At 34.3% G+C, this 22,127-nt stretch carries 24 protein-coding genes; 13 read left to right on the top strand and 11 right to left on the bottom strand.

Going from position 1 to position 22,127, the window contains the following annotated elements; all coding sequences use genetic code 11:
* Positions 1-432: a peptide-methionine (R)-S-oxide reductase MsrB gene (gene msrB, locus GQ590_RS06285; protein ID WP_160407405.1), complete on the top strand. Its 432-nt coding sequence runs from the start codon at positions 1-3 to the stop codon at positions 430-432.
* Between the two features lie 114 nt (positions 433-546).
* On the opposite strand, the gene lptG is transcribed toward msrB, so the two are convergent.
* Entirely contained in the window at positions 547-1,611 is a 1,065-nt protein-coding gene (lptG, locus tag GQ590_RS06280; protein WP_160407354.1) for an LPS export ABC transporter permease LptG, read from the bottom strand.
* A 10-nt stretch (positions 1,612-1,621) separates the two neighbouring features.
* On the bottom strand, positions 1,622-2,725 hold the full coding sequence (gene lptF / locus GQ590_RS06275) for an LPS export ABC transporter permease LptF (RefSeq protein ID WP_160407351.1): 1,104 nt from the start codon (positions 2,723-2,725) through the stop codon (positions 1,622-1,624).
* A gap of 136 nt (positions 2,726-2,861) precedes the next feature.
* On the opposite strand from lptF, the gene GQ590_RS06270 reads away from it, so the two are divergent.
* The 9 genes from GQ590_RS06270 (at position 2,862) to uvrD (ending at position 12,715) form a co-directional block, all read left to right on the top strand.
* On the top strand, positions 2,862-4,343 hold the full coding sequence (locus tag GQ590_RS06270; RefSeq protein WP_160407348.1) for a leucyl aminopeptidase: 1,482 nt from the start codon (positions 2,862-2,864) through the stop codon (positions 4,341-4,343).
* 15 nt (positions 4,344-4,358) lie between these two features.
* Positions 4,359-4,814, top strand: coding sequence for a DNA polymerase III subunit chi (locus GQ590_RS06265; RefSeq protein WP_160407345.1), 456 nt, complete (start codon positions 4,359-4,361; stop codon positions 4,812-4,814).
* A gap of 513 nt (positions 4,815-5,327) precedes the next feature.
* Entirely contained in the window at positions 5,328-5,495 is a 168-nt protein-coding gene (locus GQ590_RS06260) for a lipoprotein (RefSeq protein WP_160407341.1), read from the top strand.
* Between the two features lie 12 nt (positions 5,496-5,507).
* Positions 5,508-6,761 carry a diaminopimelate decarboxylase gene (gene lysA, locus GQ590_RS06255; RefSeq protein ID WP_160407338.1) on the top strand — a complete coding sequence of 418 codons (1,254 nt, stop codon included), beginning with the start codon at positions 5,508-5,510 and terminating at the stop codon, positions 6,759-6,761.
* Positions 6,762-6,893: 132 nt separating this feature from the next.
* A complete protein-coding gene (gene dapF / locus GQ590_RS06250; protein ID WP_160407335.1) occupies positions 6,894-7,718 on the top strand; it encodes a diaminopimelate epimerase in 825 nt (274 codons plus the stop codon).
* 191 nt (positions 7,719-7,909) lie between these two features.
* Positions 7,910-8,644, top strand: coding sequence for a DUF484 family protein (locus GQ590_RS06245; protein ID WP_160407332.1), 735 nt, complete (start codon positions 7,910-7,912; stop codon positions 8,642-8,644).
* A gap of 11 nt (positions 8,645-8,655) precedes the next feature.
* On the top strand, positions 8,656-9,576 hold the full coding sequence (gene xerC / locus GQ590_RS06240) for a tyrosine recombinase XerC (RefSeq protein WP_160407330.1): 921 nt from the start codon (positions 8,656-8,658) through the stop codon (positions 9,574-9,576).
* A gap of 2 nt (positions 9,577-9,578) precedes the next feature.
* Positions 9,579-10,292, top strand: coding sequence for a 5-amino-6-(5-phospho-D-ribitylamino)uracil phosphatase YigB (gene yigB / locus GQ590_RS06235; protein WP_160407326.1), 714 nt, complete (start codon positions 9,579-9,581; stop codon positions 10,290-10,292).
* 206 nt (positions 10,293-10,498) lie between these two features.
* Positions 10,499-12,715 carry a DNA helicase II gene (gene uvrD / locus GQ590_RS06230; protein ID WP_160407402.1) on the top strand — a complete coding sequence of 739 codons (2,217 nt, stop codon included), beginning with the start codon at positions 10,499-10,501 and terminating at the stop codon, positions 12,713-12,715.
* A 70-nt stretch (positions 12,716-12,785) separates the two neighbouring features.
* On the opposite strand, the gene cyaY is transcribed toward uvrD, so the two are convergent.
* The 6 genes from cyaY to GQ590_RS06200 all read right to left on the bottom strand — a co-directional run bounded on the left by cyaY (position 12,786) and on the right by GQ590_RS06200 (position 16,074).
* Complete coding sequence (gene cyaY / locus GQ590_RS06225) at positions 12,786-13,097, bottom strand: iron donor protein CyaY (protein WP_160407323.1); 312 nt, start codon at positions 13,095-13,097, stop codon at positions 12,786-12,788.
* Positions 13,098-13,196: 99 nt separating this feature from the next.
* Positions 13,197-13,712 carry a surface-adhesin E family protein gene (locus tag GQ590_RS06220; RefSeq protein ID WP_160407320.1) on the bottom strand — a complete coding sequence of 172 codons (516 nt, stop codon included), beginning with the start codon at positions 13,710-13,712 and terminating at the stop codon, positions 13,197-13,199.
* A 20-nt stretch (positions 13,713-13,732) separates the two neighbouring features.
* The gene (locus tag GQ590_RS06215; protein WP_160407317.1) at positions 13,733-14,509 is read right to left on the bottom strand and encodes a hypothetical protein; all 777 of its coding nucleotides are present in this window, start codon (positions 14,507-14,509) and stop codon (positions 13,733-13,735) included.
* A 71-nt stretch (positions 14,510-14,580) separates the two neighbouring features.
* A complete protein-coding gene (locus GQ590_RS06210; RefSeq protein WP_160407315.1) occupies positions 14,581-15,216 on the bottom strand; it encodes a thiamine diphosphokinase in 636 nt (211 codons plus the stop codon).
* A gap of 20 nt (positions 15,217-15,236) precedes the next feature.
* Positions 15,237-15,698, bottom strand: a complete 462-nt coding sequence (gene rimI, locus GQ590_RS06205; protein ID WP_160407312.1) for a ribosomal protein S18-alanine N-acetyltransferase — start codon at positions 15,696-15,698, stop codon at positions 15,237-15,239.
* Positions 15,667-16,074: a DNA polymerase III subunit psi gene (locus GQ590_RS06200; protein WP_160407309.1), complete on the bottom strand. Its 408-nt coding sequence runs from the start codon at positions 16,072-16,074 to the stop codon at positions 15,667-15,669. Before GQ590_RS06200 ends, rimI begins: the two co-directional genes overlap by 32 nt.
* An 88-nt stretch (positions 16,075-16,162) precedes the next feature.
* Between GQ590_RS06200 and rsmC the strand changes: the two genes are divergently transcribed.
* The gene (rsmC, locus tag GQ590_RS06195) at positions 16,163-17,203 is read left to right on the top strand and encodes a 16S rRNA (guanine(1207)-N(2))-methyltransferase RsmC (RefSeq protein WP_160407306.1); all 1,041 of its coding nucleotides are present in this window, start codon (positions 16,163-16,165) and stop codon (positions 17,201-17,203) included.
* A 149-nt stretch (positions 17,204-17,352) separates the two neighbouring features.
* Here rsmC and GQ590_RS06190 read toward each other — a convergent pair whose 3' ends face one another.
* From GQ590_RS06190 to yihI, 3 genes are all read right to left on the bottom strand, one after another.
* A complete protein-coding gene (locus tag GQ590_RS06190) occupies positions 17,353-18,156 on the bottom strand; it encodes a hypothetical protein (RefSeq protein ID WP_160407303.1) in 804 nt (267 codons plus the stop codon).
* 163 nt (positions 18,157-18,319) lie between these two features.
* Positions 18,320-19,690 (bottom strand): oxygen-independent coproporphyrinogen III oxidase, encoded by a 1,371-nt coding sequence (hemN, locus tag GQ590_RS06185; RefSeq protein ID WP_160407300.1) that lies wholly within the window; start codon positions 19,688-19,690, stop codon positions 18,320-18,322.
* Positions 19,691-19,984: 294 nt separating this feature from the next.
* Positions 19,985-20,485, bottom strand: coding sequence for a Der GTPase-activating protein YihI (yihI, locus tag GQ590_RS06180; RefSeq protein ID WP_160407296.1), 501 nt, complete (start codon positions 20,483-20,485; stop codon positions 19,985-19,987).
* Between the two features lie 169 nt (positions 20,486-20,654).
* Here yihI and coaA point away from each other — a divergent pair, with 169 nt between their 5' ends.
* Both coaA and GQ590_RS06170 read left to right on the top strand, forming a co-directional pair.
* Entirely contained in the window at positions 20,655-21,590 is a 936-nt protein-coding gene (gene coaA / locus GQ590_RS06175; RefSeq protein ID WP_160407294.1) for a type I pantothenate kinase, read from the top strand.
* 16 nt (positions 21,591-21,606) lie between these two features.
* Entirely contained in the window at positions 21,607-22,059 is a 453-nt protein-coding gene (locus GQ590_RS06170) for a DUF1090 domain-containing protein (protein ID WP_160407291.1), read from the top strand.
* Positions 22,060-22,127: the final 68 nt, after the last annotated feature.

The following is a 22,127-nucleotide window of genomic DNA, read 5'->3' as shown; positions in this document are numbered from 1 at the left end:
ATGAAAGAAAAAGCGCTGTCAGTATTAACACCTATGCAATATCATATTACGCAACGAAATGGCACTGAACCCCCCTTTGATAACCAATTTTATGACAATCACAGGGAAGGTATCTATGTTGATATCGTATCGGGAGAACCACTATTTACTTCATTAGATAAATTTGATTCAGGCTGTGGTTGGCCAAGTTTTTCAAAACCGATAGAAAAGGCCAACATCGTTGAAAAAAAAGATACTAGCTTTGGTATGCGCCGTACCGAGGTGCGATCGGCTGGTGCTGATTCACATCTTGGTCATGTGTTTAATGATGGTCCTAAAGAGCTTGGCGGATTACGCTATTGCATCAATTCGGCCGCGTTACGATTTATTCCGAAAGATGAACTTGAAGATGCTGGGTATGGACAGTATTTAAAGTTATTTGATAAATCATAAATAAAACCGAATCATCCAATCCTCAAATAAAAATCCTATCATCTCAACAAAGATGATAGGATTGATAAAAACACCGTTAGCTTAGCTTTTCGTTTGAATTTAGTTTGTTTGAACTTAGTTTTTTCGCTTAAATAAAATATAACTAATTAATAAAAACACAAAACTTGTGATAAGCGATCCAATCAATGGGTAAATGCCCATTACAATGCTGACTTGGGCAAACAAATTATCGGCAATATAAAACAAGAAACCAAAGCTAATGCCAATAACTACACGAATCCCCATCGACACACTGCGCAGTGGACCAAAAATAAACGATAGGGCTAACAACATCATCACCGCCACTGAAACAGGCTTAATAAGCTTTTTCCAAAACAGTAAATCGTAATATTTGGTATCTTGCCCTGAGCTTTTTAGATATTGTGAATATTGATAAAGCCCAGAGGCTGACAACGAATCAGGATCAAATGCAACAATGCTGAGTTTGTCGGGTGTAATATTGGTTTGCCAAGGAATAGAGACCATATTGATACCTACCACTTTATTGGGGTTTGTTAGGTCATTTTTTTCTATTTGTGACAAAGTCCAAGCGTTATTTTCATAAACACCATAAGCGGCGTGGGTAATGGACTGTAATTTATTTTGATCGACCGAATAGATATACACATTTGAAATTGAATTATCGTTATTTACATGGCCAATAAAAATATAATCATTCCCATCTTTTGCCCAAAGACTGCCTTGCTCAACCATTAGCGAATTACCGTACAGTTTTTCAGAACGCATATTACGCGCAGTTTGTTCACTTACAGGGGCAACCCATTCGCCAATTGCCATAGTAACCAATACTAGCGGTATTGCCGTTTTCATTACAGCAAAGGCAATTTTAAAACGGCTAAAGCCTGAGGTTTCCATCACGGTTAGTTCACTGTGTGACGCGAGTATTCCCAAGCCAATCAAAGCACCTAATAATGCCGCCATTGGGAAGAACACTTCTAAATCTTTTGGCACCATCAACAGGGTATAAATACCGACAGAAAACGCATCATAATCCACTTTGATTTTTCGAAGCTGATCAATAAAACGGATAATTCCTGATAAGCTGATCAACAAAAAAAGACTAACACCAATGGTGCTTAAAATAGTTTTACCTATGTAACGGTCTAAAATCGAAAACACGCATATCTCCTTAAGATGCCGCATATTTCAAGCGAAGTTTGCGCATAAATAGGCTATCCCAATAATTTAGTATTAAAGCTAATAAAAAATACCCAACGTTCAAAACGTAAAACCAAAAATCAGGATCTAACCGACCTTTACCTGCATTAGCTTTAATCGAACTGGCTGATAAAAAGTAAACCAAATAAAGCAACAAAGCAGGAAAAACTTGTGCAAGACGCCCTTGACGAGGATTAGACACACTCAATGGAATAACCAAAAACGCCATCAATGGCACGGAAATAATTAGTGTTAATCGCCAATAAAATTCGGCATTGGCTTTAGGTGTATCCATATCGGCAAGCGCTTGTAACCCTAACTGCTGAACATCAATTTTATCGGTATCTTCATTCGTATCTAGTGCTTTAGGTTTGATAATGCCTAAATAATTATGAAAATTAGAAATCCGAAAATCTTGAAGTTGTGCTGTTCCTTCGTAGCGATTAGCATCTTCAAGAGTAATGATCTGATTACCCTCATTATCGTGTCCTGTTTTACCTTTATTGGCAATAATAATCGAAGGTCGCTGATTGGTTTTTGGGTTGATTTGAGCGATAAAAACATTTTCTAAATTATTATCATTTACATTACCAATATAAATCATTGAATTGCCATCGGGCGTTTGTTGAAATTGCCCCGCTAACAGTCCCGCTAAGCTTGGATTGATTTTTGCATTGGCAAGCAATTGATCTTGCTTAATACTAGACCAAGGACCAAACCACAATGAATTTAACGTCGTTAATAGGCAAGTTAAAATACAAAGAAACAGCACCACCTGATAAGTTAAACTCTTTTTAACACCACAAGCATGCATTGCCACCATTTCACTGTCAGCATAAAGTCGCCCAAAAGTCACCAGTACGCCAAGAAATAGGCTTAACGGTAAAATCAGATCCGCCATGTTCGACACGCCCAACACCAACAATGGCATAATCAAATCACGAGGGATAGAGCCATCAATTGCATTTGATAAAATTCTAATTAATTTTTGAGAAAAGAAAATCAGCAACAAAATAAATAATATTGCCCCTTGGGTTTTCAATGTCTCTTTAACTAAATATCGACGAATTATCACATTTTACCTATACATGTTGGTACAAAATCTGATTATTATAATCTGATTTGCTAAGTTTTAGTTATCTTTTTGTTGCTATCCCATAATGAACCGATAGAATATTCATTATTCCCATCAACGCATAAATGGAAACATCATGGAATTTCAAATAAAAAACAGCACTATTATAACCAAACAAAAAACAGAGTGTTTAGTTATTTCAATTGATTCAGGAAAAAGCCAGTCAGATATTGTTAAAGATATCGACAACTTAACTAACGGCCTAGTAAGTCAGCTTATCAAGTCAGGCGATATTAGCCATGAATTGGGTAAAACCACGCTATTGTATCAAACTAATAGCGATCTCAAACAAAAACTCCTATTTGTTGGCTGTGGAAAAACCAACGACTTTGGAGTAACGCAAGCCAAAAAAGTGATTCAAGCCGTTATCAAAGAACTGCTTGCCAAAAAGATTAAAAGTATTGCGTGGGACTTGCTAGCTGTCAATCAAAGCAATAGCCTACAAATTGCCAAACAGTTGCCACAAATAGTGAGTGACATAACATATCGGTTTGACGAATTTAAAACCACCAAAACCCCAGCACCAAGCTTAGCAAAAGTGGCATTATTAACGGGTAATAAAAGCAATATTGATGAATTAACTAGCAACTTGTTACAAGGTGAAATTATTGCTAATGCCATTACCGCAACCAAGACTATTGCCAACATGCCATCGAACGTTTGTAATGCAAAATATTTAGCTGAACAAGGCAAACAGCTAGGAAAACTACATACATCGCTCAAAGTCACCTGCCTTGGCGAAAGCGAACTGGCAAAATTAAACATGAATGCCTATTTAGCCGTTGGGCGTGGATCGCAAAACGAATCGATCATGACCATTATTGAATACCAAGGCGCCAAAGATAAAAAAGCCCAACCTTATGTTTTAGTTGGCAAAGGGCTAACGTTTGATTCGGGTGGTATATCTATCAAACCTGCTGCTGGCATGGATGAAATGAAATACGACATGTGTGGTGCAGCAACGGTTTATGGTGTTATGCAAGCCGTTGCTGAACTTAAATTATCGATCAATGTTGTAGGTGTTATGGCAGGTTGTGAAAACATGCCTGACGGTAATAGCTACCGTCCTGGTGATATATTAACTACCATGTCAGGCACTACGGTTGAAGTGATTAACACTGATGCCGAAGGGCGGCTTGTATTGTGTGACGCTTTAACCTATGTTGAGCGTTATAATCCCAAAACCGTTATCGACATAGCTACCTTAACAGGCGCTTGTATTGTGGCGCTTGGTCATCACTATACAGGAGTTATGGGCAACAACGATAAGTTAGTCGCACAATTAGTTAGCGCATCACAAAAAGCGGAAGACAAAGCATGGGCACTGCCGATCGACGATCAATTCCAAGAGCAGATCAAATCGACATGCGCTGATATTGTTAACGCTGGTGGGCGTGATGGTGGCACAATTACTGCTGCGTGTTTCCTGTCTCGTTTTACTGAAAAATATCAATGGGCGCATTTAGATATTGCGGGCACTGCATGGAAATCGGGCGCACAAAAAGGCGCAACAGGGCGTCCTGTTGCTATGTTGATTCAATACTTACTTGATCAATAAATCGAGCCAACATTTATGAAAAAAGTGATCTTCTATCTACTTGAAAACCAAAGAGAAGCCAACGAATCAGGCATGCTATATTATGAAAAACTCGCATGCCAAAAAATCGCCGAAGCATGGCAAGCTAATTTGCGTGTACAAGTTGCTTGTCAAGATCAAGCACAAGCTGAGCGTATCGACGAATATCTATGGCAACTGAGTACCGACAGCTTTGTGCCACATAACTTAGCTGGCGAAGGTATGAAAGGCGGATCACCTGTTGAAATCAGCTGGCCACAAAAACGCAGTAGCGGTAGTAGGCCGCTACTAATTAATTTACAAGAGCAATTTCCTGAATTTGCTAATGTCTATCGTGATATTATTGATTTTGTGCCTGTTGACGAGGATTTAAAAGCGCTAGCTAGAGTAAGGTATAAATATTATAAAGAGGCAGGATTTAATCTTAAAACTATACCTGTTATTTGTGAATAAATTAATAAAATCTTATTGGTAGGAAAATAATTGGTTGTTTACACTTCATGATTAAAATCATCCTCTAAAAACTCATAAGGCATTTTTAATCAGACTTTTAATTTCATAATTAATGTTTTTATAACTGATGGTTTTATAAATGATTGCTTTATAATTGATTGTTTTATAACGTTTATTCTTGCTAGTTAAAGAACGAACAGCTTCAATTAAGCTTTTTTAGCATCATTGTAAATGAACAGACGACTGACAATAAAGCGTTTAGCCAAATCAGCTACAGTTATTTTTTCTTTATAATATAAGCACGCTATTTTTTGCCTGTGATAGGGTATCAATTTTGTTTTTTTATGTTTATTCATTACAGTAGTTTTTTAAATAACATGAGTTACTCCACAAACTACGGTTTCTTAATTTTGTATATCTATTTGTTTAGGTGTTATTATTTACGCTTTGCAGCATTGTTCCTATCGTGTAATATAGACAATATTCTAAAAAATAGAAAGAATTGCGAATATTATGAAATCAATTATAAAATTACTCTCTGTCTTTTTTGTTATATTGGCATTACTAGGATGTGGATTAAAAGGTCCACTTTATCGTCCTATTGAAAATGCAACAACGCAACAAGCCAAATTAACAACAACTGCCTCAATTCAATCTGATTTATTTATTAAAATTGCATAATGGAATAACGTGATGGATTTTTTAAATTATCAACATGATCGCTTATTTGCTAATCAAATAGCGATTGCAGATCTTGCTAAGCAGTATGGCACCCCTTTATATGTCTATTCAGCTGATCATATTCGTGAGCGGTTTTTAGCCTATGAACAGGCTTTGCTTAACACAAAACACTTAATCTGTTACGCCGTTAAAGCCAATAGTAATTTAGCTGTTTTAAGTTTACTGGCAAAATTAGGCGCTGGTTTTGATATTGTTTCACAAGGTGAATTAGAACGAGTATTAAAAGCAGGCGCGGATCCTAAAAAAATCGTTTTTTCTGGCGTTGCTAAATCAATCGTTGAAATTGAGCGTGCGCTTGAGGTTGGTATTAAATGTTTTAATGTTGAATCCGAGGCCGAATTATATCGAATTGATGAAGTTGCTAAAAGATTAGGTAAAATTGCTCCAATTTCATTAAGAATCAACCCAGATGTGGATGCTAAAACACACCCTTATATTTCAACAGGTCTACGCGAAAACAAATTTGGGATTAGCTATCAGTTAGCATTATCGGTTTATCAAAAAGCGCGTGCATTAACAAATATTAATATTGTTGGTATTGATTGTCATATTGGCTCGCAGTTAACGCAATTATCGCCGTTTATTGATGCTACTGATCGTATACTTGCTTTAGTGGACAAACTGCAAGCTGATAATATTACAATTGAACATATTGATCTCGGGGGGGGATTAGGTGTTTGTTATGATAACGAACAACCACCAACTCCAGCGCAACTTGTGAGCGAATTGAAAAATAAATTGGTCAATTACCCCAACATTGAAATTTTGTTTGAACCAGGGCGATCTATTGTAGCTAATTCTGGCATATTAATTACTAAGGTCGAATATACCAAACATCAAGAGGGTAACCATTTTGCAATCGTTGATGCAGGAATGAATAACTTAATTCGACCTGCACTTTACGATGCTTGGATGAATGTCTTACCTGAAAGACAACCAAAATCTGGCGATGAAATTTTTGTATATAATGTCGTTGGTCCGATTTGTGAATCAAGCGATGTTTTGGCTTATCAGCGAGAACTTTCAATTAAGCAAGATGATTTACTTGTTGTCTGTAGCGCAGGCGCTTATGGTTTTAGTATGGCATCAAATTATAATAGTCACCCAAGGCCTGCAGAAGTGATGCTCATTGATGAACAAAAGCACAAATTAATTCGTCAACGTGAAGCCTTTGACGATTTATGGCGTGGTGAGTCGGTTTTATAATATTGATAAATTGTATCGGCAATACTTAATGGTAGTTGTATTTCCGGTTTAAGTGGATACTGGTTAACAGTCAGCGCTAAAAATAAAAAAGTAAACAAATAACAACATTTGACAATAAAAGGTAAATTAACGATGAACTTTTCAAAAATGCATGGGCTTGGAAATGATTTTATGGTTATTGATGCCGTAACGCAAAATGTTCATCTTTCTACTGAAATGATTAAACGCATGGCGGACCGATATACAGGTGTTGGATTTGATCAACTGCTTATTGTTGAGCCACCTTATGTGCCAGATAGCGATTTTCATTATCGTATTTTTAATTCTGATGGCTCCGAGGTTGAGCAATGCGGTAATGGCGCACGCTGTTTTGCTCGTTTTGTCCGTTTAAAAGGACTAAGTCGAAAACGTATATTAAAAGTTAGCACTATGAAAGGCAATATTGTTCTAACTGTTAATGACGATGAAACCGTACGTGTTAATATGGGGGAGCCTATTTTTGACCCCGGTAAAATTCCTTTTAAAGCCATCAAAGAAGAAAAAACCTATATCATTCGTGCGCAAGAACAAACCGTATTATGTGGCGTTGCTTCTATGGGAAATCCTCATTGTGTGATTCAAGTTGAAAATATTCTAACTGCTGAAGTAGCAAAGCTTGGAGCACTATTGGAGCAACATGAACGCTTTCCCAAACGAGCTAATATTGGATTTATGCACATTGTTGATCGCAATAACATTAATTTGCGCGTCTTTGAACGAGGTGTTGGCGAAACACAAGCTTGCGGCACTGGTGCTTGTGCAGCGGTTGCGGTTGGCATCAATCAAGGGTTATTAAACCAAAGCGTTAATGTTAATTTACCGGGTGGTAAATTATTAATTGAATGGCAAGGTAACAATCAACCTCTTTATATGACAGGACCTGCAACACATGTTTATGATGGTTTTATTGCAATTTAACCTTCATATCATCATCGATAAGCCCCGGCATTTGTTGGTTGAATTGATAGAAAATGGCAAAGCTAAAAATGTTTAGAAAAGGCATTGATTTTATTGGGTTTTTCATTTGCGTTTTTAGTGCTTAATTAAAGAAAAAAAGCAATAAAAACATAAAGTAATGTGATAATACAATAATATAATAGACGTTAATTATGGCTGGTAAAAATAAACGAAATTTAAGAGATAAAAAAGCTCGACAACAGCTTTCATCAGTAAAATTAAATGACGAAATTGTGGCTCAATATCTTATTGATAACCCAGATTTTTTTATACGAAATGCTCAGTATGTTCAATTCATGCAAGTACCACACCCAGTGCGGGGAATTATTTCGTTACCGGAATGGAATATGGCTCGTCAGCGTAACAAAATTAATCAGTTAGAGTGTGAAATTTCGTTATTAATGGAGTATGCCAGCGCTAACGAATTGCTGTTTAATCAACTCATGGATTTGCAAATTGAGTTGATTAAAGCGGAGGATCTAAATCAATTGATAGCGTTATTAAACACATGGGCAAAATCGTTAGGGCTTAGCGGTGCTTATTTGTATCTTTTTGACGATAAATGGTTGCTTAATGCACCGTCAAATTACCATCACTTAGCTTTAAATTCATTACAATTTGATTTTATTCGTGTTAGGCACTTACAGTATAACCAGCAATATTTAGGACCATTAAATTCAACTGAACTTGACTTTTTATTACCTAAACATGGTTATGTTGGGTCAGTTGCTTTATCTTTATTGGGACAATTTGGTGATTTAGGTTTGCTAATGTTTACTAGCACTAATCCACAACATTACCAAGCAGGGCAAGGTACATTATTACTTGAAAAAATGAGTGAAATTTTACCCATTTTAATTAGCAGATGGATTATGCGAAAAAAATAAGGATCCTCTTTATGGTACAGCCTAATCAAAACGACAATACTGCATTAACATTACCTGTTGATCAGTTTTTAAGTTATTTAAAGTCAGAACGACAGCTCAGTTTAAATACGCAAATTAATTATCAAAGACAGCTGTATGCCATTATTTCGTTAGCAAAAGAAATAGAACTATCAACATGGCAAGATTTAGATTCGTCAGCGGTAAGGTTATTGATTAGTCGTAGTAAACGTACAGGTTTACAGGCAAGAAGCTTATCATTGAGATTATCGGCATTACGTAGTTTTTGTGATTGGATGGTTAAAAATGAGCTTATTAATGCAAACCCAGCGCGTGGTGTTTTGAATCCTAAATTGGGGCAGCATCTTCCTAAAAATATTGATATTGATGAAATTAATCAACTGCTTGATATTGAATATAATGATCCGCTTTCTGTTCGTGATAGAGCGATGCTTGAAGTCATGTATGGTTCTGGGTTACGCCTTTCTGAATTAGTTGGATTAAATTGCCGTGAATTAAACCTTACTGATGGCGAAATTCGTGTAATGGGTAAGGGTAATAAAGAACGGAAGTTGCCATTAGGCCGAGAGTCAATTAAATGGATTAAACATTGGCTTTCGATGCGCGACTCTTTAGTCCCGCAAGATGATGCGCTATTTATTTCAAAATTGGGTAAACGGATTTCACCGCGTAATGTTGAAAAGCGTTTTTCACAATGGGGGGTTAAACAAGGGTTAAGCAGTCATGTTCATCCCCATAAATTACGCCATTCATTTGCAACTCATATGCTTGAATCAAGTGGTGATTTACGTGCAGTACAAGAGTTGCTTGGTCATGCCGATTTATCAACGACGCAAGTTTATACGCACTTGGATTTTTCACACCTATCAGAAGTTTATGATTCAGCCCATCCACGAGCTAAAAGGAGAAAATAACGATGCACTTTTATCGATCTATTAATACGATTAAAGCATTGACTTTCGATCTCGATGACACGTTATACGATAACAGTATGATTGTTGAAAAAGCGGAAGAAGAAATGGTCAAAATGCTCCAAAATTATGAGCAATTGCATACGCTTACAATATCCAAGTATTTGGCCGAAAAGCACACTGTGCTTTTATCTTATCCTGAAATTTATCACGATGTTAATGTATGGCGATTTCAAACTATCAAATCGCTGTTAAATAAAACTGATATTCCAGTACAAAAATTTGCAGATATTATTGATGAATCAATGACATGCTTTAATTTTTGGCGGCACAAAATGCAAGTCCCACAATCAACACATATGTTATTGACAAAATTAGCCACGAAATACCCTTTGGCAGTAATCACTAATGGAAACGTAGATGTTAATCAAATTGGTTTAGGCGATTATTTTCAATTTTCATTGCGTGGTGGTGAACATGGGCGTTCAAAACCGTTTCCCGAGATTTTTGATTTAGCTTCTGACAAGTTAGCTATTCCATCACAACATATTTTACATGTAGGCGATAATCTATTGACTGATGTTAATGGTGCTATCAATAATGGTTTTTTGGCTTGTTTTATTAATATCTATAAACATGATATTTTTCAACTCGATGATACAAGATGTTTACCTCATATGGAAATAACTCAATTGCTAGAATTGGATAATCTGCTATAATCTTACCTTTACCTGTATAGATGGACAGTAAGCCTATATAAAGATAAATTGTGTTAAGTGTAACGGTGTGTTGCGCTTAATAGTTTTGTTTTTATATTCCTGTTTGACTACAGTCAACCAAATATCTTTAAATATGATAAAAATATTAACATTTTCAACATTAATGCTGGTTAGTGTTTTTGGTTATCAAAATAGGTTTGAATATGATGGAAACTAGTCAATCATTATTAGAAGATCTAAACATCGAACAAAAAAATGCTACTACCACTGATAATCAATATACCATTGTTCTTGCTGGTGCAGGGAGTGGTAAAACTCGAGTTTTAGTTCATCGTATTGCTTGGCTTTGTATTGAAAAGCAATATTCTCCAGGCTCAATTTTTGCGGTTACTTTTACCAATAAAGCTGCAGCTGAAATGCAGGAGCGTATTCAAGCATTAGTTGGGGAAGGTTATTTTAATGGCATGTGGGTGGGCACTTTTCATGGTTTGGCTCATCGCTTATTGCGTATGTTTTCAGAACAGGCTAAATTGCCACCTAATTTTCAACTGATTGATACAGAAGACCAAGTTCGCTTGATTAAGCGAATTTTTCGTGAGCTAAAAATCGACGAAAAACAGTGGTCAGCTAAACAGTGTGCAGCCTTTATTTCTACTCAGAAAGAAAAGGGACATCGTGCCGGTGACATTGTTCCTGAAGATCCCAAACAAGTTATGTGGCAAAAGATTTATCACGACTATCAAGTTATTTGTGATAAGCTTGGTTATCTTGATTTTTCGGAGTTAATTCTAAGAACTTATGAACTCCTTTGCCAAAATCAAGAAGTTTTAAATTATTGTCACCGGCGTTTTTGTAATATTTTAATTGATGAATTTCAAGATACGAACAAGATTCAGTATCGATTGGTAAAAAAACTAGCCGGTAATACTGCTAATGTAATGATTGTCGGTGATGATGATCAATCTATCTATAGTTGGCGTGGAGCGAATGCGGATAATCTTCAATTGTTTATCAATGATTACCCTGAAACTGAAATTATTCGATTAGAACAAAATTACCGTTCAACCAATAATATTTTAGACGCTGCAAATAAGTTGATAGCGCAAAATACCAAGCGATTGGGTAAAAATTTATGGACAGATCGAGGTGATGGTGAACAGATTTTACTTTATATTGGTTATAATGATATTGATGAAGCAAGGTTTGTTACCGGTCAAATTAAAAAGCGTCATCAAGAGGGTGATAATTACTCAAGCTGTGCTATTTTGTACCGCAGTAATGCGCAATCACGTATATTTGAAGATACATTATTACAAGCGGGATTACCTTACCAAATTTATGGTTCAATTCGTTTTTATGAACGCCAAGAAGTTAAATTAGCGCTTGCCTATTTACGACTATTATATGATCACAATAATGATATGGCATTTGAAGCGGTAATTAACACGCCAACTCGTGGAATTGGCACTATTACGTTAGATAGAGTTAGAACCGTCGCCAAGCAATATGCTATTTCATTATGGGATGCCTGTTTAATGCTTATTCAAACTAATGCATTGAGCGAAAGACAATGCTCTGGCTTAAGTCGCTTTTTAGATTTAATGGAATTTATCTTTGATAAAGTGGAATCTCAACCAGTTTATAAGCAACTTGATATGATTATTAAACTATCGGGTATATTACAAATGTACGAACAAGAACCCGGTATTAAAGGACAATCAAGGCTAGAAAATCTTGAAGAATTGGTATCGGCTGCTGAGCAGTTTCATCATTCTAATGAAAATACAATTATTCAAGATAATGAAACGGGTAAAACATTGACTGTTTTAGAATCATTTTTAGCATATACCTCGCTAGAAAGCCGTGATGTGATTAATGAACAAGATTCAATTCAATTAATGACTTTGCATTCAGCAAAAGGGCTTGAATTTGATAATGTATTTATTGTTGGACTAGAAGATGGCGTATTTCCAGATCAACGATCAGCACAAGATCCTGAAAAAATAGAAGAAGAGCGGCGTCTTGCTTATGTCGGTATTACTCGAGCACGTAAACACTTAACATTATCTTTAGCTCAGATAAGGCGTCTATATGGTCGTGAAGAGCGAAATTTACCTTCGCGTTTTTTAAATGAGTTACCCATTGATGTATTAAAAGAAATCAGTCATCAAGGCTTTATCAGACCATCTGATCGAAAAGAATATAATAATTCTTATGATGATTGTAAAAAAATATATCCTAAAAAAGCTCGCCAAAATGATGATGGTTATAGATTAGGTCGTAAAGTGCGACATAGCCGTTTTGGTGAAGGAACTATTGTTAATATTGATGGCGAAGCTGATCATAAACGAGTGCAAATTGCTTTTATTAATGAAGGAATCAAATGGTTAGTAGTTAAATTAGCAAACCTAACTTTATTGTAGACTTTATTAAGTATTGTGCTATTTAACAATTAAACGGGAATTTAACTATAAATTCCCATTTTTATATGTATTATTGATTTGCTTGATCTGTTACTGATTCAGAAAAAATTATATCGAACGACTGATTGGTACGATTACAAAACCAATTATCATTCACATAATCAAAATGATAACCTTGCTTGCGTGTAGCTAACCAAATTTGGAAGAGGGGTTCTTGAGTGTTAACAATGATTTTGCTGTTATTAGGAAAACTAATGGTAATGACATTACCAGTGGTTTCATAGTCCAAATCAATGTCATGCTCATCTGCATAATTATCTAAAAATAGCTCAATTCTATCAAATAATTGCTCGGTCAGGGTATGGAATTGTGTAATATTCATAAAAGTGTAATCATTCTAATAAATCATGGTGTAATATTAGTATAAATGGATATACTCTGCCACAGCAAGGTGGCTAGAGTAAATATAGGGCTATTTTTGTTATTCATTTGCAAGTGGTAAAGAACAGGCAATAACAAGTAACTTATATTGTTTGTTACCTGAAGTTATTGCTACCCAGCGATTTGGTATTTCAATGGTATTGACTAATTTACCGTCACCGAAGTTGTTTTCGATTGTTCTGATTTTACCTTTTGCTAACTCCATTTTGTCGCAATTGGCATAATAATCTATTTTGATTGAATGATAGGGTGTTTCAGTACCATCATTATTTTTTTGTAATAATCCAGGACTGTAATTTGTCACCTCACTAAATACACGAATTTTAGCATTGAAAGGATGAGGTTTAATCGAATGCCTATCTAAAAAAGAATAACTAACGGAATTATCTTCTTTTGATTTAGATGTAGGAATAAATTTCTTACCTACGCGAGGATCTTTTAAGCTCTCTGTTGCTGTATTTGCATGTGCTTTAATGTCAATATTGGTTTTTTCTTCAACTGCATGACTGAATGCTGAAAAAGAAAAGAGAATTAAAAATAAACTAAGTTTTTTCATTAAATATTATCTCCATCTTTTCAAGCCGCTTCTTTAGCGGTTGTTTGTGGTTGAGATTGTTGTACTTGTTTTTGTTTTTCTTTTTCTTTTAGCTTCTTTTCTTTGTAGTGTTTAATTCGTTCTTGACGTTCAGCTTCTTGTTTTTCAATAATTGGTTTTAGATCAGGACGCGTTGTAAGTAGAATTTCTTTATCTAAATCACCTTGGATAGAGCAAAAAATACTGCTTTGATTATTGGTAATAAGCTCTAAATAAAGTCCTTTGTTAACTGTGCCATATTTTGAAATAACACCATCAATAGCATAAGGATCGTCTTGCCATACAGTAGGTTTTAGTTGGCGATCATAAATTTTGGCGTTTGCGATATAAACATTGATATTGTATGGCAACCAATTAATATTATTTAAAGTGTTTTTAACTTCATCTTCAGTGTTATCAAAGATAAAACCCCAGTAAAAAAACTGACCAGAAAAATCGGTTGGAATATAGATATTTTGATAGCCTATAATTTTTAAACCACGATATTCAAGTGTTTTTTTAAACATTACTTTATTTTTGTCGTTTTTTTCAATAGACTCCACAGGAATATAAGTTATATTATCGGAAGTTGTGGCTAAATCGACGTATTGGCTGATTAAGTTTTGATGTTTAGCGAGTTGTTCAAAAAAATGATTATCGCATTGAAGAAATGTATCGATTACTTTATTCGCGTCACTTTGCGTATTATCAATTTGTGCAAAAGAAACACAAGAAAAAAATGAGACATAGATAAACACAGAAAGTTTTTTAAAAAACATGGAGAGTTTCCTTGGCCAATAATTATACTTATTTTTTATAAATTTATTGTAAGTTAACATAAAAGATTATGTCAATTAACATTCTTTGAATCTTCAATAAAAACCATTAAATCACCATTTTTAAAAGATATTGTAACTACATCGCTAATTGCTTTATTTCTTAAACTAATACTGCTACCTAGGGATAGAGTCTGGTCAATCAAAGGGTACTGGAAGCCGGTGATGGTTAATCCTGTTACTTTGGAAAGTGGAATTAATGAAATAATATGATCTTTTACGTTATCGATTTTTTGCTCATATTCGGCAAGAAAAAAACGGCAATAATTATCATAAAAAGTCATTTTATACTGATAGTAATATTTAATTGCGACAGAAATATTCCCCAAAAAATGATCGCTAGCATGGCCACAAGCACCATAAACATCAAATTTTGACACTCCTTTATCGGCTAAAAATAAAATAGCTTTTTCAAAATCAGTTTTATTTTGATCGGGAGTGTGGATGATTTGGGTTTTGGACGGAATTTTGCTATTAGGCTTATAACTATCTAAATCACCAATAATAAAATCGGGTTCAATTGATGATGTGGACAAATAATTATGGTAAGCGCCATCGGTTGCAGCAATATAGGTATAACTATCTATATCATTTGGATAAAATTTAGGTGGTTCACCATTGACAAATAACAGTGCGTTAGTGTGTTGCATCGTCATTTCCTTTTATCTGTTTATAAAGCAAGTGTATAAGCCATAATAATTGCATCTTCTTGTTGACCATCGGTTGTTGGATAATAGTTTTTTCGAACCGTTATTTGGTTAAAACCTAAAGCATGATACAGCTCAATTGCAGGGCTATTTGATTGTCTAACTTCAAGCCAAAGCGTTGAAATTGGGCAGGGTGATTTTATAGTGAGTAACTCTTCTATCAAATGGTTGAGCAAAGCTTTTGCCAGTCCTTGTTTTCTAAAATCGGGATGGATGGCAATATTAAATAGATTAGCTTCATCAAAAGCTTGTTGGCAGATACAAAATCCAACAATTTGTTTATCAACCGTTATTTTAAAATTTAAATAACGATCGCCTTGGTTTGAAAAGAATGTCTGTTTTGACCAAGGAATAGCATGACAAATTTGCTCTAATTCAAAAGCTTTTGTTAAATCATGTTCGGTCAGGGTGGAAATAGTTTTCATATTGACATAATTGTTGCCAAAGTTGGCGTTTTTGTTGTGGTGTTTTGGCAAGCTGATCTAAGCTAGTGGTTTGAATGGTTAATGGATTTTGCCAAGATTCTTCAGGCTTTATATCAATAAACCAAATTACGGTTTTAATATCACTTGCTGGTACAATAAGTTGCGATGGTGTTAATACTAACACCTGATCTTGAGTAAGAGCAATCGCATTTAATATATCTAAATAGATTTTTTGCGTTGGCTGCGCTTTGGCAACAACAATCAAACGGATTTTATCACTGATTTGAGTGGCAATTTCGCCTTTAAAGACATTTGTGTTACGCAAAATATATTGCGTAATATTGCACTGTTTTAGATACCAATCTTGTTGCGTCATTATCGACTTACTGTTTTTTATTAGAGATTAAAGATAGTTAATTGTATAATCAACGCATCAATTTATAAAGGTTTTTCATTGAGGAAATATGTCCACATCCGCTTTTACTCCAGCAAGTCAAGTACTTGAGCGTCATCAAGAATTTTTTCACGATAAAAATGTGATCATTGCTGGTGACATTCAAGACAGTTATCCCGTTATTATGTCAGCAAATCAAGTTAAGATTCATTGTACACAATTTCATACTTATTTACGTTTCAAAAATAGTGCCCGTGGCAAGTGCACCTATTTTTCATTGTTGCCAGAAGCCGAACTATATGTTGGTATGGATACGCTAATTTACTATTGGCCAAAAACAAAAAGCGAAGCACAGTTTCAACTCTCTTATTTATTAAACAATATGCCAAAAGGCAGTGATATTTTTATTATTGGTGAAAATAGAACCGGGGTAAAAAGCGTTGAAGCGTTATTAAATGAATTTGGTACAATTCAAAAAATAGATAGTGCAAGACGTTGTGGCTTATACCATTTTCAAGCTGAAGATCGTTTGGCATTTGATCTTAACGAATGGTGGTTAAGCTACCATTTAACGATCGAAAACCAAGATATCGAAATTAAAAGTTTACCAGGTGTTTTTAGTCAAAAAGGTTTGGATACTGGTAGTGAACTGCTTTTAAATGCATTAATCGAACATTCAGACATTATAAAAGGTAATGTATTAGATGTGGGATGTGGTTCGGGTATTTTGTCCACGGTGCTAGGTAAATTATACCCTGATATTGCACTAACGTTATCCGATGTAAGCAGCGCAGCAATTGCCTCAAGTCAAGCAACATTAAACAGTAATAACGTAAAAGCAACTGTTATGGCGAGTGATGTTTTTTCTAACCTAAATGATAAATATCATTTAATTGTTTCTAACCCACCTTTTCATGACGGCAAACAGACCAATTACACCGCGGTTAACACGCTAATTAAAGAGGCAAAAAAACACCTAAAATTAAATGGTTATTTGTGTATTGTGGCAAATTCATTTTTACCGTATCAAAGTATTTTAGATGAAATATTTAAAAATGTTGAGGTGATTGCACAAACGACTAAATTTAAGGTTTATCTAGCAAGTCATTAATAAGCGCAGTTTGTTTATTTTGTTTTAAAAGAAAATAATAAGTTGCAATACATATCACAAGTTTTAAGAAATAGGGTGATGCTATCGCCCTATATATAAAATTTAAATATTTAAACTGGTTTTACACTATTATTGATATCATATCTGGATTAGCAGAGAACTTCAATTAATGCCTGTATTTCACTATCGGTAAAATCACAGCGTGTAAAGTTTTCATCAAGAAGAATAGGAATAGGATTATTTTGCCCGATTACGGCCAAGACATTACATTTATTTTTAGTCATATCACCTATAATAATTGGTCCACCGCTTGAGTTTTTATTAAAAGTAGCTATACATTTAACATCTGCACCTTGAGCATTTTTTGCCTGATATAAAGCCGTTATTGTTTTACCATAAGATGTTAATTTAATCGGCACAATAGCAGGAGTTAATCTTTGCCCACTGATTTCATTGATAACTTTCATCATTTTATGTGTTCTTAATATAACAACTAGACTCATCCATACAAGCAATATAAACAAAAAAGTAAAAACAGTCGTAATCACAAATTGACTCAGCATATTATCAATAGCTAAATCAATTGTTACTAGTGAAGGATCATCGGCAGAAGCCACAGTTACAACTTGATTATTTCTTTTAATCCCACCGAGGAAATCACGTTTAATAACTTGTCCTGTATTAGTGATAATTTTCATTGAACAATTCTCAACAATAGCTCTTACATGACATTTTACTTCTGTATGATAGTCAACCACAACTGGGTTGTGTGATATTTTATAATCATCAATTAATCCAGGATAATATCTCAGTGCTATAAACATAGCTAACACAAAGAAAATAATTGCCACACATATTCTTCTTATTTGATGCAATGAGCTTTCTTGCTTTAACTTCATAACTTTTAAAGGGCGAGTTGGAAATACTACTACTAATTTATTCATCAATCCCATTTGATCAACTCCTTACTAAAAATAATAGTTTCATGCCTAAAGACTGAAAATTGTGAATTTAAAAGTACTTTCTTTTCATTAAATTAGACTGAATATTATCATAAGATTTACCTTTTTAGGAGTTACTCACATTGTTTACAGTAATATGAAAAACCACTTCAAATCAAATAACCCGAGAAAACTGCTGTTGCCGTGCCATTTTTCGCATATAAATATCAAAGCACATGCAAATGTTGCGTATTAGCAAATGCCCTTTAGGTTGGATTGTAATCACTTGCTCATTAATTGTGACTAAGCCATCTTTTTGCAATGGTTTAAGCAGCTTTAAATCTTCAGCAAAATAATCATCAAATTGAATGTGATATTGCTGTTCAATGGTTTTTTTATCTAAATAAAAATGGCAGATAAGTTGTTTAATTACATCACGGCGAATCTTATCATCTAAACTTAAATTAAATCCTTTCCATAATGCATTACCCAAATTTTCTACTTGGTTTTGATACTGTTTTAGATCTTTTTGATTCTGTGCATAACTATCACCTAATATACTAATAGATGATACTCCAAGTCCAAGTAAATCTGCATCCCCTTGTGTTGTGTAGCCTTGAAAATTACGGTGCAACTTATTTTCTTGTTGGGCAATCGCTAATTCGTCAGTAGGTTTGGCAAAATGATCCATACCGATAAATTGGTAACCAGCATTAGTGAGTTTTTCAATACTGGTTTGTAAAATTTGCAATTTTTGATTGGCATTAGGCAAATCATCATCTTTAATTTTACGTTGTGCTGCAAAACGGCTAGGTAGGTGGGCGTAATTAAAGACACTTAACCGATCGGGAGAAATAGCAATGACTTTATTTAATGTTTCAGTAAAACTGGCAACGGTTTGTTTGGGTAAACCATAAATAAGATCTAAACTAATTGAATGAAAATGGTTTTTACGCGCTTGCTCAATCAGTGCACGAATTAAGTTTTCGTCCTGCTTTCGATTAATTAGGTTTTGTATTTCATCATTAAAATCTTGAATTCCCATACTTAATCGATTAAAGCCAACATGGGCTAAATGATCAATCGTTTCGGGGGTAATTTCACGAGGGTCGATTTCGATTGATAGCTCAGCGTTATTAGCAAAATGAAAGTGTTTTTTTAACGATGCTATTAAACGAGATATCTCATCATTTGTTAAAAATGTTGGTGTACCGCCTCCCCAGTGCATTTGTGTCACTGTGCGATTCTTAAACAATTTTGCGCGTTCGGTAATTTCAATATCTAAAATATCGAGGTATTTGGTAACTTTTTGCGTTTGACGAGTAATGAGTTTATTACATCCACAAAAATAACAAAGTTTATGGCAAAACGGAATGTGCACATAAAGCGATAATGGCTTTGTAGGATAAGCTGTTGCTGCTGATAAAAAATCCTGCTCATTGAAATTTTCATTAAATTCAAGTGCTGTCGGGTAAGAAGTATATCTTGGACCAGAATAGTTATATTTTTCAATTAATGCTTGATCCCATAATTGCGTATTGCTCATCTAATTACTTCCGTTTAAGTCTATATTTGTTGTTATTTTTATGTCGTTTTAATAGTGTTTTTTGCTGAGTTCTAATCTTAGTTTTAATTTTAATGCGATTTGTTTTATTTAAATATAACAATGTACAAATTAATAACCCAAAATATAAACTTAACATAATTAACATTGGCATTATGATTTGCTCGCTTTTAGGTTATCAATTTATTGACTCTAAATTGCGGACAGACATTGAACAGTTAAAATTAAATGTTGTCCGTATTGAAAAACACAATTACAGATTTTTATATTTTATCATTAGTTACGTTTTAACAAACTAACAATATCCTCTTTCTTTTCGTCTTGACCTTCAAACTCATCAAAGTCGTCATCGGTATAACCAAGCTCTTGCATTAACTCGTCGATTCGATTTAATTTACTGTCAAGATAAGCTTGTTGCTCTTTAGTTAGTTGGCTATTTTGTTCGACTAAATCAAGCAACATATCTAATTTGGGATCATTTTCTAATTTTTCTAATTCTTGTTGTGGTGATAAAACCGTTTTACTTGGTTTAGATTGCTTAACAGGTTTTACTCTATTACTAGACTCTTCAACTATCAACGAAATAGGTTTTTTGCTACCAACACGAGGATCCTTTATCACTTTTGACGTGTTTTTATTTTTGTTGGATTCGCCATTATTAAAACGTGATCCGCTCGGCAAGCCTTTATGCTTACGTTTACGCTTCAGTTCACGAGACTCTTCATTAATCTCTTGACGGCTTTTTTTCGCTTTTTGTTTTGATTTATTTTTTAACATATAATTTTGGTTTAATATTAGGGTTACTTATCAATAAAGGTATTTTATCAGTAAGTCTTAAATATAGCTATGATGAAGAAGTCATGTTAATTTAAGATTGTAAAAAAAAGAATTTATGTATAATCTGAGCCCAATAAATTTGTCAGATTGAATTAGAGAACACAATAAAATGAAAAATCATTTAAGCCCTTATATGCAGTTTAATCGCCAAGAATGGGCTAGTTTGCGTAATGCGGTACCTATGACGCTAACGTCGGAAGAGATTACTTCTTTACAAGGTATTAATGAAGACCTGTCAATCGATGAGGTCAGTGAAATTTATTTACCTTTATCAAGATTATTAAATTATTATATCAGTAACAGTTTTAGTCGGCAGGCGGTATTATCTAAATTTTTAGGTAAAAGCCAAAAAATTCCCTACATTATAGGTATAGCAGGTAGTGTTGCGGTGGGTAAAAGTACTACTGCTCGTGTATTGCAAGCATTATTAACTCGCTGGCCTGAACATCGCAAAGTCGCATTGGTGACAACTGATGGCTTTTTATACCCTAATAAATACCTTGAAGATCGTGGCATTATGAATAAAAAAGGGTTCCCACAATCTTATGACATTAAAAAACTTATTAACTTTGTTGCTGATGTCAAATCAGGACAAGATAAAGTCAAAGCGCCAGTTTATTCTCATCTAGTTTATGACATTGTCGAAGGTGAAGAAATTGTTATCGATTGTCCTGATATTTTAATTCTTGAAGGATTAAATGTCTTACAAGGCACCATAAACTATACCCAAGCCAATAACCGTGTTTTTGTGTCTGATTATGTCGATTTTTCAATTTATGTTGATGCTGATTTACCATTGTTACATAATTGGTATGTGAATCGATTCTTAAAATTTAGAGCAGGGGCTTTTAGTGATCCTAACTCTTATTTCAACCATTATTCACAGCTACCAGAACAAGAAGCAGTCAATATTGCTAATCGCCTTTGGCGTGAAATTAACGAATTAAATCTAATTGAAAACATTTTACCAACTAGAGAAAGGGCAAGTTTAATTTTAACTAAAGGTAAAGATCACAAAGTTGATCTGATTCAGTTAAGAAAATAAATTAATAGGAGTTTATATGAAATCAGTAATTCAAGCCGTGGCTAAATTAAGCATGACCACTTTGGTTATTTCATTTTCGTTTGGCGTTTATGCCTCTGACCATGTAGAAAGACTCACCTGTGAAGGCAAAAAACAGGCTATTGAGGTAGAAATTGAACAAGCAAAAAATCACAACAATACCCACAAGGTTGAAGGTCTTCAAAAAAGATTAAAAGATATTAATAATCATTGTTTAAATAATGACTTAGAAGAAAAATATAAGAAAAAAATCCAAGAAAAGACATATAAAGCTGCCAAAAGAACCCAAGAATTGGATCAAGCAAAAACAAAAGGTGATAAACAAAAAATTACCAAGCAACAAATAAAATTAGCTGATGCCGAACAAGAACTTAATGAAGTTAAAGCTGAATTAGCTAAATTTTATAAAGAACTTGAAACAAATAAGCCAACTAATAGCTTAATCCACTGATTCTATAATGACGTTTTGATTATAACTCCCATTACTTATTACTTTCGATGGGGGTTATTTAGTCTTTT

The sequence above is a fragment of the Gilliamella sp. Lep-s35 genome (assembly GCF_009795845.1).
In the GTDB taxonomy this organism is placed as follows: domain Bacteria; phylum Pseudomonadota; class Gammaproteobacteria; order Enterobacterales; family Orbaceae; genus Gilliamella.
This window is presented reverse-complemented; position numbering and strand designations above follow the sequence as displayed.

Bases quoted from the DNA above. Each gene is read 5' to 3' on its own strand.
- msrB (WP_160407405.1), top strand. From the start codon at position 1: ATGAAAGAAAAAGCGCTGTCAGTATTAACACCTATGCAATATCATATT.
- GQ590_RS06270 (WP_160407348.1), top strand. From the start codon at position 2,862: ATGGAATTTCAAATAAAAAACAGCACTATTATAACCAAACAAAAAACA.
- GQ590_RS06265 (WP_160407345.1), top strand. From the start codon at position 4,359: ATGAAAAAAGTGATCTTCTATCTACTTGAAAACCAAAGAGAAGCCAAC.
- GQ590_RS06260 (WP_160407341.1), top strand. From the start codon at position 5,328: ATGAAATCAATTATAAAATTACTCTCTGTCTTTTTTGTTATATTGGCA.
- lysA (WP_160407338.1), top strand. From the start codon at position 5,508: ATGGATTTTTTAAATTATCAACATGATCGCTTATTTGCTAATCAAATA.
- dapF (WP_160407335.1), top strand. From the start codon at position 6,894: ATGAACTTTTCAAAAATGCATGGGCTTGGAAATGATTTTATGGTTATT.
- GQ590_RS06245 (WP_160407332.1), top strand. From the start codon at position 7,910: ATGGCTGGTAAAAATAAACGAAATTTAAGAGATAAAAAAGCTCGACAA.
- xerC (WP_160407330.1), top strand. From the start codon at position 8,656: ATGGTACAGCCTAATCAAAACGACAATACTGCATTAACATTACCTGTT.
- yigB (WP_160407326.1), top strand. From the start codon at position 9,579: ATGCACTTTTATCGATCTATTAATACGATTAAAGCATTGACTTTCGAT.
- uvrD (WP_160407402.1), top strand. From the start codon at position 10,499: ATGGAAACTAGTCAATCATTATTAGAAGATCTAAACATCGAACAAAAA.
- cyaY (WP_160407323.1), bottom strand. From the start codon at position 13,097: ATGAATATTACACAATTCCATACCCTGACCGAGCAATTATTTGATAGA.
- GQ590_RS06220 (WP_160407320.1), bottom strand. From the start codon at position 13,712: ATGAAAAAACTTAGTTTATTTTTAATTCTCTTTTCTTTTTCAGCATTC.
- GQ590_RS06215 (WP_160407317.1), bottom strand. From the start codon at position 14,509: ATGTTTTTTAAAAAACTTTCTGTGTTTATCTATGTCTCATTTTTTTCT.
- GQ590_RS06210 (WP_160407315.1), bottom strand. From the start codon at position 15,216: ATGCAACACACTAACGCACTGTTATTTGTCAATGGTGAACCACCTAAA.
- rimI (WP_160407312.1), bottom strand. From the start codon at position 15,698: ATGAAAACTATTTCCACCCTGACCGAACATGATTTAACAAAAGCTTTT.
- GQ590_RS06200 (WP_160407309.1), bottom strand. From the start codon at position 16,074: ATGACGCAACAAGATTGGTATCTAAAACAGTGCAATATTACGCAATAT.
- rsmC (WP_160407306.1), top strand. From the start codon at position 16,163: ATGTCCACATCCGCTTTTACTCCAGCAAGTCAAGTACTTGAGCGTCAT.
- GQ590_RS06190 (WP_160407303.1), bottom strand. From the start codon at position 18,156: ATGGGATTGATGAATAAATTAGTAGTAGTATTTCCAACTCGCCCTTTA.
- hemN (WP_160407300.1), bottom strand. From the start codon at position 19,690: ATGAGCAATACGCAATTATGGGATCAAGCATTAATTGAAAAATATAAC.
- yihI (WP_160407296.1), bottom strand. From the start codon at position 20,485: ATGTTAAAAAATAAATCAAAACAAAAAGCGAAAAAAAGCCGTCAAGAG.
- coaA (WP_160407294.1), top strand. From the start codon at position 20,655: ATGAAAAATCATTTAAGCCCTTATATGCAGTTTAATCGCCAAGAATGG.
- GQ590_RS06170 (WP_160407291.1), top strand. From the start codon at position 21,607: ATGAAATCAGTAATTCAAGCCGTGGCTAAATTAAGCATGACCACTTTG.